This window comes from Pantoea sp. BS_8 (assembly GCF_041954965.1).
GTDB classification, from domain to species: domain Bacteria; phylum Pseudomonadota; class Gammaproteobacteria; order Enterobacterales; family Enterobacteriaceae; genus Pantoea; species Pantoea stewartii.
In genome coordinates this window covers 176,945-189,061 of the sequence record NZ_JAVAXU010000002.1, presented here as the reverse complement: position 1 = coordinate 189,061, position 12,117 = coordinate 176,945, and the positions used below count along the sequence as shown (strand labels likewise).

The 12,117-nt window shown below is 53.2% G+C and carries 14 protein-coding genes; 5 read left to right on the top strand and 9 right to left on the bottom strand.

The annotated features are described in order from the left end of the window. The first annotated feature begins 22 nt into the window (after positions 1-22). Positions 23-490, top strand: a complete 468-nt coding sequence (gene matP / locus RAC65_RS06355) for a macrodomain Ter protein MatP (protein ID WP_146212551.1) — start codon at positions 23-25, stop codon at positions 488-490. An 82-nt stretch (positions 491-572) separates the two neighbouring features. On the opposite strand, the gene ompA is transcribed toward matP, so the two are convergent. After that, complete coding sequence (gene ompA / locus RAC65_RS06350) at positions 573-1,643, bottom strand: porin OmpA (RefSeq protein WP_033737609.1); 1,071 nt, start codon at positions 1,641-1,643, stop codon at positions 573-575. A 351-nt stretch (positions 1,644-1,994) separates the two neighbouring features. Further along, a complete protein-coding gene (gene sulA / locus RAC65_RS06345; protein WP_039341244.1) occupies positions 1,995-2,486 on the bottom strand; it encodes an SOS-induced cell division inhibitor SulA in 492 nt (163 codons plus the stop codon). A 210-nt stretch (positions 2,487-2,696) separates the two neighbouring features. Here sulA and RAC65_RS06340 point away from each other — a divergent pair, with 210 nt between their 5' ends. Beyond that, complete coding sequence (locus tag RAC65_RS06340) at positions 2,697-3,323, top strand: TfoX/Sxy family DNA transformation protein (RefSeq protein WP_133745117.1); 627 nt, start codon at positions 2,697-2,699, stop codon at positions 3,321-3,323. Here the strand turns inward: RAC65_RS06340 and yccS are convergent. Further along, positions 3,320-5,467 (bottom strand): YccS family putative transporter, encoded by a 2,148-nt coding sequence (gene yccS, locus RAC65_RS06335; RefSeq protein ID WP_006118669.1) that lies wholly within the window; start codon positions 5,465-5,467, stop codon positions 3,320-3,322. The genes RAC65_RS06340 and yccS overlap by 4 nt on opposite strands. Beyond that, positions 5,448-5,891 carry a YccF domain-containing protein gene (locus tag RAC65_RS06330; RefSeq protein WP_033737606.1) on the bottom strand — a complete coding sequence of 148 codons (444 nt, stop codon included), beginning with the start codon at positions 5,889-5,891 and terminating at the stop codon, positions 5,448-5,450. The genes yccS and RAC65_RS06330 overlap by 20 nt, the downstream gene beginning before the upstream one ends. Before the next feature lie 123 nt (positions 5,892-6,014). On the opposite strand from RAC65_RS06330, the gene helD reads away from it, so the two are divergent. Beyond that, complete coding sequence (gene helD, locus RAC65_RS06325) at positions 6,015-8,069, top strand: DNA helicase IV (RefSeq protein ID WP_375096509.1); 2,055 nt, start codon at positions 6,015-6,017, stop codon at positions 8,067-8,069. Between the two features lies 1 nt (position 8,070). Here helD and mgsA read toward each other — a convergent pair whose 3' ends face one another. Next, positions 8,071-8,529 (bottom strand): methylglyoxal synthase, encoded by a 459-nt coding sequence (mgsA, locus tag RAC65_RS06320; RefSeq protein ID WP_039341234.1) that lies wholly within the window; start codon positions 8,527-8,529, stop codon positions 8,071-8,073. 68 nt (positions 8,530-8,597) lie between these two features. Then, a complete protein-coding gene (locus RAC65_RS06315) occupies positions 8,598-9,236 on the bottom strand; it encodes a DUF2057 family protein (RefSeq protein WP_006118673.1) in 639 nt (212 codons plus the stop codon). Positions 9,237-9,403: 167 nt separating this feature from the next. Here RAC65_RS06315 and RAC65_RS06310 point away from each other — a divergent pair, with 167 nt between their 5' ends. Beyond that, entirely contained in the window at positions 9,404-9,817 is a 414-nt protein-coding gene (locus RAC65_RS06310; RefSeq protein WP_033737602.1) for a CoA-binding protein, read from the top strand. Between the two features lie 33 nt (positions 9,818-9,850). Here the strand turns inward: RAC65_RS06310 and hspQ are convergent, their stop codons facing one another. Together hspQ and rlmI are read right to left on the bottom strand one after the other, a co-directional pair. Then, positions 9,851-10,168, bottom strand: a complete 318-nt coding sequence (gene hspQ / locus RAC65_RS06305) for a heat shock protein HspQ (RefSeq protein ID WP_006118675.1) — start codon at positions 10,166-10,168, stop codon at positions 9,851-9,853. 60 nt (positions 10,169-10,228) lie between these two features. Then, positions 10,229-11,419: a 23S rRNA (cytosine(1962)-C(5))-methyltransferase RlmI gene (gene rlmI / locus RAC65_RS06300; protein WP_375096508.1), complete on the bottom strand. Its 1,191-nt coding sequence runs from the start codon at positions 11,417-11,419 to the stop codon at positions 10,229-10,231. 81 nt (positions 11,420-11,500) lie between these two features. Here rlmI and yccX point away from each other — a divergent pair, with 81 nt between their 5' ends. Continuing rightward, the gene (gene yccX, locus RAC65_RS06295) at positions 11,501-11,779 is read left to right on the top strand and encodes an acylphosphatase (RefSeq protein WP_110267704.1); all 279 of its coding nucleotides are present in this window, start codon (positions 11,501-11,503) and stop codon (positions 11,777-11,779) included. Here the strand turns inward: yccX and tusE are convergent, their stop codons facing one another. Next, positions 11,780-12,106 (bottom strand): sulfurtransferase TusE, encoded by a 327-nt coding sequence (gene tusE / locus RAC65_RS06290; protein ID WP_006118678.1) that lies wholly within the window; start codon positions 12,104-12,106, stop codon positions 11,780-11,782. It abuts the gene before it with no gap. Positions 12,107-12,117: the final 11 nt, after the last annotated feature.

The window sequence follows — 12,117 nt, the reverse complement described above, 5'->3', positions numbered from 1 at the left end:
ACGTGATCACGATGAGATTCCGATGAAATACCAGCAGCTCGAAAATCTTGAATGTGGATGGAAGTGGAAATACCTGGTGAAAAAACATCGGGAAGGTGAACTGATCACGCGTCACCTTGAACTCAGCGCGGCACAGGCGGCAGTCGATAAGCTGTTAATGATGGAGAATAATCCCGTCGACGTTAACGACTGGATTAGCCAACACATTCATCCCGAACTGGACAACCGGCTTAAACAAACGATCCGTGCGCGGCGAAAACGGCATTTCAATGCCGAGCATCAGCACACACGAAAAAAATCCATCGATCTGGAATATCTGGTCTGGCAGCGGCTGGCCGGCCTGGCGCAACGGCGCAACTGCACCCTGTCTGAAACGATTGTGCAGCTAATTGAAGATGCCGAACGCAAAGAAAAGTACGCCAGCCAGATGTCGACGCTGAAGCAGGATTTGCAGGCTATACTGGGCAAGTCGGATACTGACAACGGGTAGTTTACGGAGCAATATTCAGGCCTGCTCCGGATTAAAGGACAAAAAAAACCCCGCATGCGCGGGGTTTTTTATCACGTATAACTTAAGCCTGAGGCTGAGTTACCACGTCTTTGATACCTTTAACGTCGATTTCTACACGACGGTCTGGCGCCAGGCAATCGATCAGGGCTTTACGGCCTTTCACGCTGTCACAGGTGTTGCCAGTCACTGGGTTAGATTCACCCATGCCGCGAGCAGAGATCTTGTTAGCAGGGATACCTTTAGATACCAGGTAATCTACTACAGACTGAGCACGTTTCTCAGACAGTTTCTGGTTGTACTGCTCTGAACCGATGCGATCGGTGAAGCCCAGAACAACGACTGAACCGTCTTTAGGATCCATTGAGCTCAGCTGGCTGTACAGCTGATCCAGAGCCTGCTGACCTTCTGGCTTCAGAGTTGACTTGTTGAAGGTGAACAGAACGTCTGATTTCAGAGTAAAGCGCTTAGTCTGAACAACTGGCGCTGGTGCTGGAGCTGGAGCCGGAGCTGGCGCAGCAACATCATCCTGACCGAAACGGTAAGAAACACCCAGGCTCAGCATGCCGTTGTCTGGACGAGCACCAACGGTCTGTGCGTCACCGATGTTGTTCACCCACTGGTAATCCAGACGGGTTGCCCAGTTTTTGGTCAGAGCATACTCAACACCAACCGCTGCCAGTGGAGAAACACCGGTGTCGTGGTCGCTGATGCGGTTGCCGCCAACTACTTGCTGGGTAGAATCTGCACGCCATACCATACCACCCAGGCGGGTATAAACGTCGAGATCGTCAGCGATTGGGTAGCTCAGTTTAGCAGCCAGTTGGATGCCCTGTGCTTTGAAAGCGCCGTTAACCTGGTTGCCTTTGTTAGGCATACGGCCTAACCAGTCATAACCCAGCTCAAAACCCAGGTATGGGTTAGCCTGGTAACCGGCGAATGCGCCAGCACCCAGTTGGCTTTCGTGAGTTGGGCCGTCGTTATTTTGGTAACCGTGACCGTAGTAGCCAGTGTCGTGATACTGAGACCAGCCCAGTTTAGCACCGGTGTACCAGGTGTTATCTTTAGGGGCGGCCTGCGCTACGGTAGCGAAGCCAGCCAGTGCCACTGCAATTGCGATAGCTGTCTTTTTCATTTTGCGCCTCGTTATCATCCAAATAGGCAATGAGCATAAAGGTTGCTCTTGGTTTAATCCTTCGCCGGGTCAAAACGCTCGCTTATGACTCTACCGCAAAAAACGGAGGTTATTGAGCACCCTGGCGAGATAAAGTCTACAACGAGATTGGAAACTTACAAGTGTGATGTGAGGCACTTATGTAAAAAAACAGTGTTTTATACATAAATTCTAACAATTTAGGGTGAACTTCTGTGATGGGGGTAACCCGCAAAATGGGGGCTAAGCCATTGTCATTACTGGCAGGAGCAGAATCAGTGTCTTAGCCCAACGCGAGAGAAAAAATTTCTTGAGATAAATCTCATTTTTTACTTAATGAAACAAATCAGACTGAATTTTTAGCCGACTTTCTGGTCTGACTGGCGTTTTAGAGGACTCACCCGAGCGCAGGATGAGTCCTAACGCTTCACCTTCAGCCGCAGCGAGCTCTAGTTCCCGACGCTCATCTTCATCCAGATCGTAGGGAATCCAGGCTAAAACGACACTGTAATTTCCCGTACGCAGGGCCTTAATCATGGCCTCGACGGCGTTGTAACGTTCAGCGTCGGCGATATGCATACTTTTCTCCAGGGGCAAGCCTGCTTCCTGCATCCAGACCCGACTCAACTTATGCGCCGGTGTTAACCAAAGCTGCCAGCGGGATTGCTGGCTCAGTTGCTGAAGCAACGGTAACAGCAGCATCTGCATCATTCCCGGTTTTTCGCTATAGCGCAATTCAGTAATCCAGCCGCTCTGAGAAGCGGGGTCAGAAGGCGAAGCGTAACGGTGAGTCGGGCATACATTACGGGGATGTTGGGTGCGCATAAATTAATCACTCAGCAGTTGACTGTATGGATATACAGTAATGACATCCTGGATAAAGATCAACCTGAATTTCTGAAAATGCCTCGCAAAATTCGCATAATGTTGACGCCAAAGTGATTTATTCATTGAACCTGCAACTGAATTTTCTTATCTTCTAACCGACTGAATAGTAACGTTTTTAACAGGTTTTTGTTACAAGGAGGTGATGATATGAAGAAAGAACAGCGGGTCGTTTTGCGATCAAAACAACAACTGGCATCTTTAGGTAATGTCGAATCCCGTACTCAGTTTGGCGGTTACGCCTTAGCTGTTGAGCGCGTCGTGTTTGCCTTGATAAAAGACGATCAGCTTTATCTGCGCGCCAGCGAAGCCCTGCGGGAATATGTGGCTAAACGCCCCTTGGAGCCGCTTATTTTTCGCAAACGCGGTATGCCGGTCAGCCTGAATTATTTCAGGGTCGATGAAAATTTATGGTGTGACCCGGAGCATCTGGTTGCGCTCTCAGCGGCCTCACTACAGACCGCCCGTCGGGAACAGGATGACCGACAAGGCCGGGTGCGTTTAAAAGATCTGCCTAATGTCAGCTTACGGCTGGAAATGATGTTGCATGAGATAGGCATTTGCAGCGTTAAACACCTGCACGAGGTCGGAGCCAGGGCGTGCTGGTTAAAACTAAAACGTTATAACCAGCACCTCGGTTTCAAAACCTTGCTGGCGCTTCAGGGTGCTATTTCGGGTCATCATGAAGCCGCTCTCCCGCCAACGGTTAAAGCGGAGCTGGGTGAATGGTACCAGGCTGCGCTCAAAACAGTGGAAGAGGCGAAGAAAGGGCCTTAGTGAGAACCTAAAGCACGCCGCAGGCGAGCGATTTCCGGCAGCAAGGCAACCAGTAACCCAAGTTGCTGCAGTACCAGTGGCGTAGGCGAATCAGACCCGGCGGTAAACCGGGTAAGGCGTTGTTCCAGTTCCCGACGCATTTCCTCAGCCCGGCTGTCACTGACGATGTCGGTTTGCAGCACATCTTCGACATAGCACACCGTGTCGTCGAGAAGCGCCAGCAGCGCTGGATCAGTGACTTTATCGCGGTGCGCCCCCAGCGCGGAGATATAGCTGAGCAACGAGTGGTTCAGGCAAAGTAGCTGAAAGGCCGATTCCCGCAGCTTAGGGTTGGTACGGGTTTCACTGCTCATGTTCGACACGACGGAGGCCAGTTCCGCGTCAGCATTGTGTGCATCGCGGCGGGCAATACGGTAAGCGAGGCGATTATCTTTGCCCTGATGGTATTGTTCCATAATGGCATCCAGATAACGGCAATTGGCATTGAGTGTGCGCGTCGCCACCGCCGGAAGCTGGCGAAAACGCCAGTCTGGCCAGATAAAGGTGACGGCCAGCCAGGCCAGCGCACAGCCCAGTAACGTGTCCACTACCCGGGGCAGGGCCACCTCAAAGCCTTCGCCTAACAAATTAAAACAGAACAACACCAGCAGAGTAATGAACAAGGTTGCATGAGCATACTGCACCTGACGAAACGCAAAGAACATGACGCCCGTGACCACAATCAAGACCAGTTGGCCTTCAATGGAAGGGACCAGCCAGAGCAGGGGCAGTCCAAGCGCAATGCCCGCGAGCGTGCCGCCAATGCGTAGCGCCAGTCGGCGTTGGGTTGCGCTATAGTTAGGCTGGCAAACAAACAGACTGGTCAGCAGGATCCAGTAGCCGCGCTCCAGCCCGGTAATCTGAATAAATCCGTATCCCACACACATCACAATCGACATGCGTACGGCGTGGCGAAACAGGGCAGAGGCCGGACTAAGGTGAAGGCTGAGGCGCAGTTTAATATCACTCCAGCCACTCAGTTCTTCGCGTGACAGCAGGTTGTCGCTGTGCTGCGGATCAACTGCCTGCGCCTGCTCGGTTTCGATTGAGGCCAGTTGTGCATCGATGGCCTGCAGGTTGCGAAGCAGCCAAAGCAGTGCACCGGTGTGGGCGGCATCCGGCTCGCTCTGCGCCAGCCGGTGAATCGCATTTTCCAGACGTTCAAAAACACGCTCAAAGCGGCCATCATGTTCCCAGCGTTCGCGCAGCAGAATCGCCCGGGCAAGCTGGCGACAGGCCTGTGCCTGCATATTCAGTAAACGCTGAAAGCGAAACAGGATCTCGTTGTAACGCCAGTCGCCACGCAGAAGATGGTACTGCAGATGCGAAGAGCTGGCGCGTTCATGGATATCCTGAGCCACGAAGTAATAGTGCAGGCTGCGTCGGGTACCGCGTGAGCCTCTGTCACCTCGTAAACGGCTTTGCAAGGTGGTCTTGGTCAGATTGAGCTGTGCAACAAGCTGGCTGTTTACCATCGCGGCTTTAACAAATGCAGCATCATCCTGTTCACCCGCGTCAGGATCAAACAGATTGGCTTTGGCATCCAGATAGTGGGCCAGCTGTGAAAAACTGGCTGCCAGTTGTTCCTGCACCGGACGAACCGGAAACATTAAATGGCCCAGCAGCGTCAGCAGGTTATACCACAGTGCCCCAACCAACAGCAGCATGGGCTGCATATACCATTGTGAGAACAACCCAATGCCCAGCATGGTGTAAACGGCAATCAGTAAGGCGCCAAATGCAATGGTGGCATAGCGCTGTCCCAGCGCGCCTAACAGAATGAATCCCCATGTTGAACCTGCCAGGCCGATAATAAATACCAACGGATGCGGGAACAGCAGCTCTACTGAAACCGAAGCGATGCAAAAACAAAGTAAGGTAATCAGCAGGTTTTTAAGCCGCCCGGCCAGCCTGTCATCCAGATCGGCCAGCGCGGCGGCAACCACGCCGAGGGTTAACGGAATCGTCCACTCAATTTGCTGCAGTATCCAGGGCACAGCCGCACATCCTGATAAGGCAAACAGAATGCGCAGCAGATAACGCCAGGTGCTGTTAAAAAGATACTTTCGCCACCCGGACAGCATACTAATAGCGGCGGCGGGCATTGGCATCACGCGCGGCACGCGCCTCTTCCACAGAGACGACCCGACGTCCTACCGGCCAGAGTGCAATGGCGGCAATCTTGAAATTGGCGAGGCCCACCGGAATACCAATAATGCTGATGCATTGCACGATGCCGACAGAAATGTGCGACAGGCATAACCACCAACCGAAAAAGATAAACCAGAAAATGTTCAGAAACGTGCCGCCGGTGTTCATGATAGAGCTTTTATTCTCCGGGCGCAGAACGTCAACATGGACCGCTTCATTGCCAAACGGCAGAAATGACAGCTTAGTGATCTCCCAGCAGGAGCGCGTTAAGGGCAGGGTAAAGATCAGGACGATACTGATGAGCGTGGCGAATAACCAACTCAGCGTGGTGAAAAATCCACCCAGGACAAAATTAAGAATATTTAAAACAGTACGCATAACAGGCTTTTCCTTTTGCACTCCGCAATCTGTGCCGCCAAGTTTAGCGTGTTTTAAGGCTGGAGCGTCAAGAGTCTGACAGGTAAACTCCGATTACTCTCTATCTCGGTCGTTGGTGTCGGCGTGGAACTTAAAGCAACATCCATGGGCAAACGGCTTGCCCAGCATCCTTATCATCGTGTTCGCCTGTTATCCGCGGGCGTTGAGGTCAGCGGCGACAAACACGAATATTTGATCCCCTTCAATCAGTTGTCCGACATCACCTGTAAACGGGGAATGGTGTGGGGTGAACTGGAATTCTTACTGGCGGACAACAAGGTTGTGCGTTTGCACGGTACGGAATGGCAGGAGACGCAGCGTTTTTTCCACTACCTCATGCAGTCGTGGCAAAGCTGGAGTCAGGAAATGAGTGAAGTATGCGCGGCGGTTTTACAGGCGCTGCGCGACGACATTCAGGGATTCAGCGAACAGGAGCGTTGGCTGAAGCGCAGCGAACTTCAGGCGATCAAAGATAAGATCCGCAAACAGTTTGACGCGTTACCTTTGCCGCTTTCCCGCATTGAGCAGTTTGATTCCTGCCGTGAAAACTGGGCATTTTGCCAATACTGGCTGCAGCAAGGCGAGACGGCGATGACGCAGCGCAATCGTGACTGGACGGCGGCCATGTTGACCCGCTACCGGGATTTTTTCGCCACGGTGGAATCCACCCCGCTGAACGAGTCACAGGCAGAAGCGGTGGTTAACGGCGAAGACGCTGTGCTGGTGCTGGCGGGCGCTGGCAGCGGCAAAACGTCAGTATTAGTGGCCCGCGCGGGGTGGCTGTTACAGCGCAGACTGGCCGCTGCCGATCAGATTTTGTTGCTGGCATTTGGTCGTCATGCGGCGGAAGAGATGAATGACCGTATTCAACGCCGCTTAGGGGCCGGGGATATCCAGGCGCGTACGTTTCATGCGCTGGCCCTGCATATCATTCGGGAAGGAAGTCATAAACAGCCGATCATCAGTAAACTCGAAAGCGATGCCGACGCGCGTCGGACATGGCTGATCGACCACTGGCGCCAGCAGTGTAATGAAAAGAAAGCCCAGGCGAATGGCTGGCGGCAATGGTTGCGTGATGAACTGGAGTGGGAGGTCAGCGAAGGCCCTTTCTGGCAGGATGATCGTTTAGCACAGCGCCTGGCGTCTCGTCTTGAACGCTGGCTTGGCCTGATGCGGATGCATGGCGGCGCGCAGGCCGCCATGATTGAGGATGTACCTGACGCGCTGCGCGACGTATTCAGTAAGCGGATTAAATTGATGGCACCCCTTCTGAAGGCCTGGAAAAGTGCGCTTAAGGACGAGGGCGCAGTCGACTTCTCCGGGCTGATTCATCAGGCCATCGCGATCCTTGAAAAGGGCCGCTTTGTCAGCCCCTGGAAGCATATTCTGGTTGACGAATTTCAGGATATCTCGCCACAACGCGCGGCTTTACTCAGCGCGCTGCGTCAGCAAAACACACGCACGACATTGTTTGCGGTGGGCGATGACTGGCAGGCAATTTACCGGTTCAGCGGCGCAGAGATGAGTCTGACAACGGCATTCCATCACTATTTTGGTGAGGGCGATCGTTGTGTGCTGGATACGACCTATCGTTTCAATGATCGTATTGGTGAAGTGGCGAATCGGTTTATCCAGCAAAATCCGCATCAACTGCGTAAGCCCTTAAACAGTCTGACGAAAGGGAATAAAAAGTCGATTGCTTTGCTCCCGCACGATCAGCTTGAGGCACTTCTTAACAAGCTAAGCGGTTATGTTAAAGCGGATGAGCGCGTACTGCTGTTGGCTCGCTATCACTATTTGCGTCCTGAACTGCTGGATAAAGCAAAAACCCGCTGGCCAAAAATGCGTATCGATTTTATGACCATTCATGCCAGTAAAGGTCAGCAGGCCGATTACGTCATTGTGCTGGGTCTGCAGCAAGGCAAAGAAGGGTTTCCCGCGCCGCAGCGTGAGTCCATTATGGAGCAGGGGCTGCTGCCGCAGCCCGAAGACTTCCCCGATGCAGAGGAGCGCCGGCTGGCGTATGTTGCCCTGACGCGCGCGCGGCAACAGGTCTGGTTGCTGTTCGATAAACAGCAACCCTCAGTCTTTGTCGATGCGTTCCGGGCACTGGATGTACCCGTATTACGTAAAGCCTGAATCAGTTCAGGCGTTCGGCAAGGTAGCGCGCGTAATCCGGGATTCGCACGTCCACTGTCTGCGAAAAAAGCGGTGACTGAATAATAAAATCGGCCGTTGCCCGATTGGTGGCGACCGGAATATTCCACACTGTCGCCAGACGAAGCAGGGCCTTAACGTCAGGATCGTGAGGCACGGCATTAAGCGGATCCCAGAAAAACATCAGCGCATCTATTTTGCCTTCGGCAATGAGCGCACCGACCTGTTGATCGCCGCCCATCGGGCCACTGAGCATCGCGTTCACGTTCAGACCGGTGTGACGGTTGATGAGATTACCGGTCGTCCCGGTTGCGTAAAGAATATGGGGTTCAAGTGCGGATTGGTTTCGTGTAACCCAGTCCAGCAGAGAAGCTTTGCAATGGTCATGGGCGACCAGCGCGATATGTTTTTGTTGACCAAGCGTTCGTACGGTGTAGTCCATAACAGCATCCTGATGCCAGTGAGCCCAACAGCCCGTTGCCGCAGTTTACCTTGTACGCTTTCTGTCTATCAACTTGCCCGCAGCATTTTGACCAGATTGATAAATTGCTGGCGGGTTGCTTCATCAAAACGTTCAAACCAGCGCTGAATTGAAGGCGTTGTGCTCTGAACGGACCAGGCGAGGTCCGCCGTCAGTTGGGCGGAAGGAGAGGGCGCGGTAAGATTCGCGAATTGCGGCACAGAGGCCGCCAGGCCCATGCGATTATACTTAACCATGGCTTTTTCGATGTCCACGCCCGGGCTGGTGGGCAGACGATCGCGCACGCTGAATATTTCTTTGCCCTTCTCGTCCACCAGCCTGAAGGCCAGCGTTCGGTCGAAGTTATGTCGCTCGCGCGCACTGGTCAGCGGTGGCAGGCGAATCGTGATGGTTTTTGCCGCCGCAGTGAATGCCACGATCATGGGCACGGACTGGTAGCCCGGTAGCGCCGTCTTACGCGGATCTGCCGGTTGTTCTACCCGAAATAAAAATTGATGTTGACCCCGTTCAAGCTCCAGGCTGTCGGCCCCTTTCAAGAGAGAGCCTGATATCTTACGCCCGTCCAGTACCATTAGCGTAATCTGCGGATCAAGTTTTAACGTAATTGCAGAACAGGACGCCGAAACGAGGAGGGCAATAAACCCCGTTACAGCCATTGACAGCTTCATTTCGACTCCGGTCAAAAGTGGGTGGATGTAGCAATTTTTTACATTATGGCATTAAGTTTACAATTATACATATATATTCGAGCGAAGCGGCACAATATGTCTTTACGCCAGGTGCGAACTCTGTAACGCCTCATCTACACTAAAGATTAAAGTGAAAGGAGATGGACATGAATGATCAGACTATTCGTGACGTACTGACCCGGACAAAACGCATCGCGTTGGTGGGGGCGAGTGATCGTCCGGAACGCCCCAGTTATGGCGTAATGAAGTATCTGCTTGATCAAGGCTATGAGGTTATTCCGGTGAGTCCGAAGCTGGCAGGCAAAACCCTGTTAGGGCAGACAGCCTATGGATCGCTGGCAGAGGTGCCGGGAAAAATCGATATGGTGGATGTGTTCCGCAATTCAGAGGCGGCATGGGAAGTGGCTCAGGAAGCCATCGCTGCCGGAGCCGATTCGCTCTGGTTACAAATTGGGGTAATCAATGAGCAGGCCGCCGTGCTGGCCCAGGATGCGGGAATGACGGTGATTATGGATCGTTGCCCCAAAATCGAGATCCCGAGACTAGGGCTGGGACACTAATATCAGGCGCGGCAACACCGTTGCCGCCCGCTGTTAATGGCGCAGATGAGGAGCCTGAAGCTGTTTACGTACCGAGGCGGCCAGTTCATCCATTGAGGGCTGCTCAGGATGTTCCGGGCTGGTTTCACCGGCCAACTGAATTTCAGCCACATAGGTATGAACCTGACTGCCTTGTTCATCTTCCATCACCACATGATACCAGGGCGCACTGCGCATGGTATCGGCGGCACCAATTTCATCCAGGTGCGGCTCATCTAACGCGTATTCAGGATCGACATCGACAATGACACCCAGCACGCCGGAGAGGCGATGACGAACCTGCTGACCAATACCAAATTTACTGGCAATCATGATGACCTCCGAAAAAAACTGTCCTGCCTGTTATATGGGGGCAGGGACAGTCATTTCAAGTCACATGACGCGGCAGGCGAAGCCTTTCAGGTAAAGTCCTTCAGGATAGGTTGCAATCACGGGATGATCGGCCGCCTGGCGGAACTGTTCAACAAACTGCACGTCACGGCCGGCATCCAGTGCGGCATCTGCGATGATTTTCTGGAAAAGGTCGGTAGCCATTAAGCCCGAACAGGAGAAGGTCATCAATATTCCGCCGGGATTCAGTAACTGAATGGCCAGCATGTTAATGTCTTTATAGCCCCGGCAGGCTCCCATGAGCTGGCTTTTATTCTCCACGAACTTAGGCGGATCCATAATGATGAGATCAAATTTTTCACCCTCATCACGGTAGCGGCGCAGCAGTTTAAAGACATCATCGCGCTGAAATTTAGCACGCGCGAGATCCAGCTTATTCAGCTCAACGTTTTGTCGTGCAACATCCAGCGCGTCCTGAGACGTATCTACGCTGATAACTTCCTGACAACCGCCGATTAGCGCTGATACGGCAAAGCCACCGGTGTAGGAGAAACAGTTAAGCACGCGAGCATCTTTGGCATAGCGCCGTGTGGCATAACGGCTGTCGCGCTGGTCAAGGTAATAGCCTGTTTTATGCCCACCCTGAATATCCACCAGCAGTTTCATATCGTGTTCGGTGATCGGCAAGAGTGCGGGAGGATACTCACCGGTAACGGTGCCCTGCGCCAGTTCCAGCCCTTCTTTTTTACGGACAGCGACATCAGATCGATCGTAGATAGCACAATCCGGAAAGCACTGCTGCAGCGCTGAAATGATAGCCGGGCGTTGGTATTCTGCGCCGGCGGATAATAACTGCAGCACCAGAAAGCGTCCGAAACGGTCAATAGTCACGCCAGGCAGACCATCCGACTCGCCAGCGATCAGGCGATAGCTGTCCAGCCCATCGCGCTCAGCCAGCCATTCACGCCATATCAGCGCGTGCTGAAAACGCCGCACGAAAAAGGCGATATCGATGGATTCGTCCTGCTGCCAGCTCCAGACGCGGGCGCGAATCTGTGACTGCGGTGAATAGGCGGCGCGAGCCAGCCATTTGCCATTACTGTCACAGACATCAATGGTTTCACCTTGTTGCGCTTTGCCTTCCAGACGAGCAACGGCCCCAGAGAAAACCCAGGGATGGCGACGGAGCAGGGACTTTTCACGTCCCTTCGCGAGAATCAATCGAACGGTCATATTTGCTATGCTTACCTGAAAAAATGAGGCGCTATTGTCCAGTGGATAACGGCAAATTGCAACGAAAGGCAGGAGAAGGCCATGGCGAAGGTCTGTTACAAAGCCTGGGTACAGGGCACGGTGCAGGGCGTGGGTTTCCGTTACAGCACCCAGGCGAAAGCAAACACACTTAACGTGCAGGGTTACGCACGGAACCTTGAAGATGGTCGTGTGGAAGTCCTGGCCTGCGGCGATGCCGAACAGGTCAATGCATTACTTGACTGGTTAAAAGCGGGCGGGCCGCGCACAGCCCGTGTAGAAAAGGTCCTGGTGGAGCCGCATCATGTCGCTGACATGCCGCACGGCTTCACCACGGGTTGATTACAGGCATTTTGCCGGTTTTGGCAGACCGGCAATTTTGGTTGCCTGCTTAGCAGGGCCCTCGGGGAAAAGGCGAAACAGGTAACGGCTGTTTCCTTTTTCTTCGCCATACTTTTTTGCCATCGCCTTCACCAGCATTCTTACGGCGGGGGAAGTATTAAATTCCAGATAAAAGTCGCGTACGAAGCGCACGACTTCCCAATGGGCATCTGTCATGGTGATGGCTTCTTCTGCCGCAATCTGCAGCGCCAGGCCTTCGCTCCAGTCCTGATGGTTTTTCAGATAACCTTCGGCATCGACAGCAATTTCGTCACCGTTGTAATTCATAGTGCATCCTC

Excerpts from the sequence above, each read along its gene's own strand:
- matP (WP_146212551.1), top strand. The coding sequence starts at position 23 with ATGAAATACCAGCAGCTCGAAAATCTTGAATGTGGATGGAAGTGGAAA.
- ompA (WP_033737609.1), bottom strand. The coding sequence starts at position 1,643 with ATGAAAAAGACAGCTATCGCAATTGCAGTGGCACTGGCTGGCTTCGCT.
- sulA (WP_039341244.1), bottom strand. The coding sequence starts at position 2,486 with ATGCGCACCCAACATCCCCGTAATGTATGCCCGACTCACCGTTACGCT.
- RAC65_RS06340 (WP_133745117.1), top strand. The coding sequence starts at position 2,697 with ATGAAGAAAGAACAGCGGGTCGTTTTGCGATCAAAACAACAACTGGCA.
- yccS (WP_006118669.1), bottom strand. The coding sequence starts at position 5,467 with ATGCCCGCCGCCGCTATTAGTATGCTGTCCGGGTGGCGAAAGTATCTT.
- RAC65_RS06330 (WP_033737606.1), bottom strand. The coding sequence starts at position 5,891 with ATGCGTACTGTTTTAAATATTCTTAATTTTGTCCTGGGTGGATTTTTC.
- mgsA (WP_039341234.1), bottom strand. The coding sequence starts at position 8,529 with ATGGACTACACCGTACGAACGCTTGGTCAACAAAAACATATCGCGCTG.
- RAC65_RS06315 (WP_006118673.1), bottom strand. The coding sequence starts at position 9,236 with ATGAAGCTGTCAATGGCTGTAACGGGGTTTATTGCCCTCCTCGTTTCG.
- RAC65_RS06310 (WP_033737602.1), top strand. The coding sequence starts at position 9,404 with ATGAATGATCAGACTATTCGTGACGTACTGACCCGGACAAAACGCATC.
- hspQ (WP_006118675.1), bottom strand. The coding sequence starts at position 10,168 with ATGATTGCCAGTAAATTTGGTATTGGTCAGCAGGTTCGTCATCGCCTC.
- rlmI (WP_375096508.1), bottom strand. The coding sequence starts at position 11,419 with ATGACCGTTCGATTGATTCTCGCGAAGGGACGTGAAAAGTCCCTGCTC.
- yccX (WP_110267704.1), top strand. The coding sequence starts at position 11,501 with ATGGCGAAGGTCTGTTACAAAGCCTGGGTACAGGGCACGGTGCAGGGC.
- tusE (WP_006118678.1), bottom strand. The coding sequence starts at position 12,106 with ATGAATTACAACGGTGACGAAATTGCTGTCGATGCCGAAGGTTATCTG.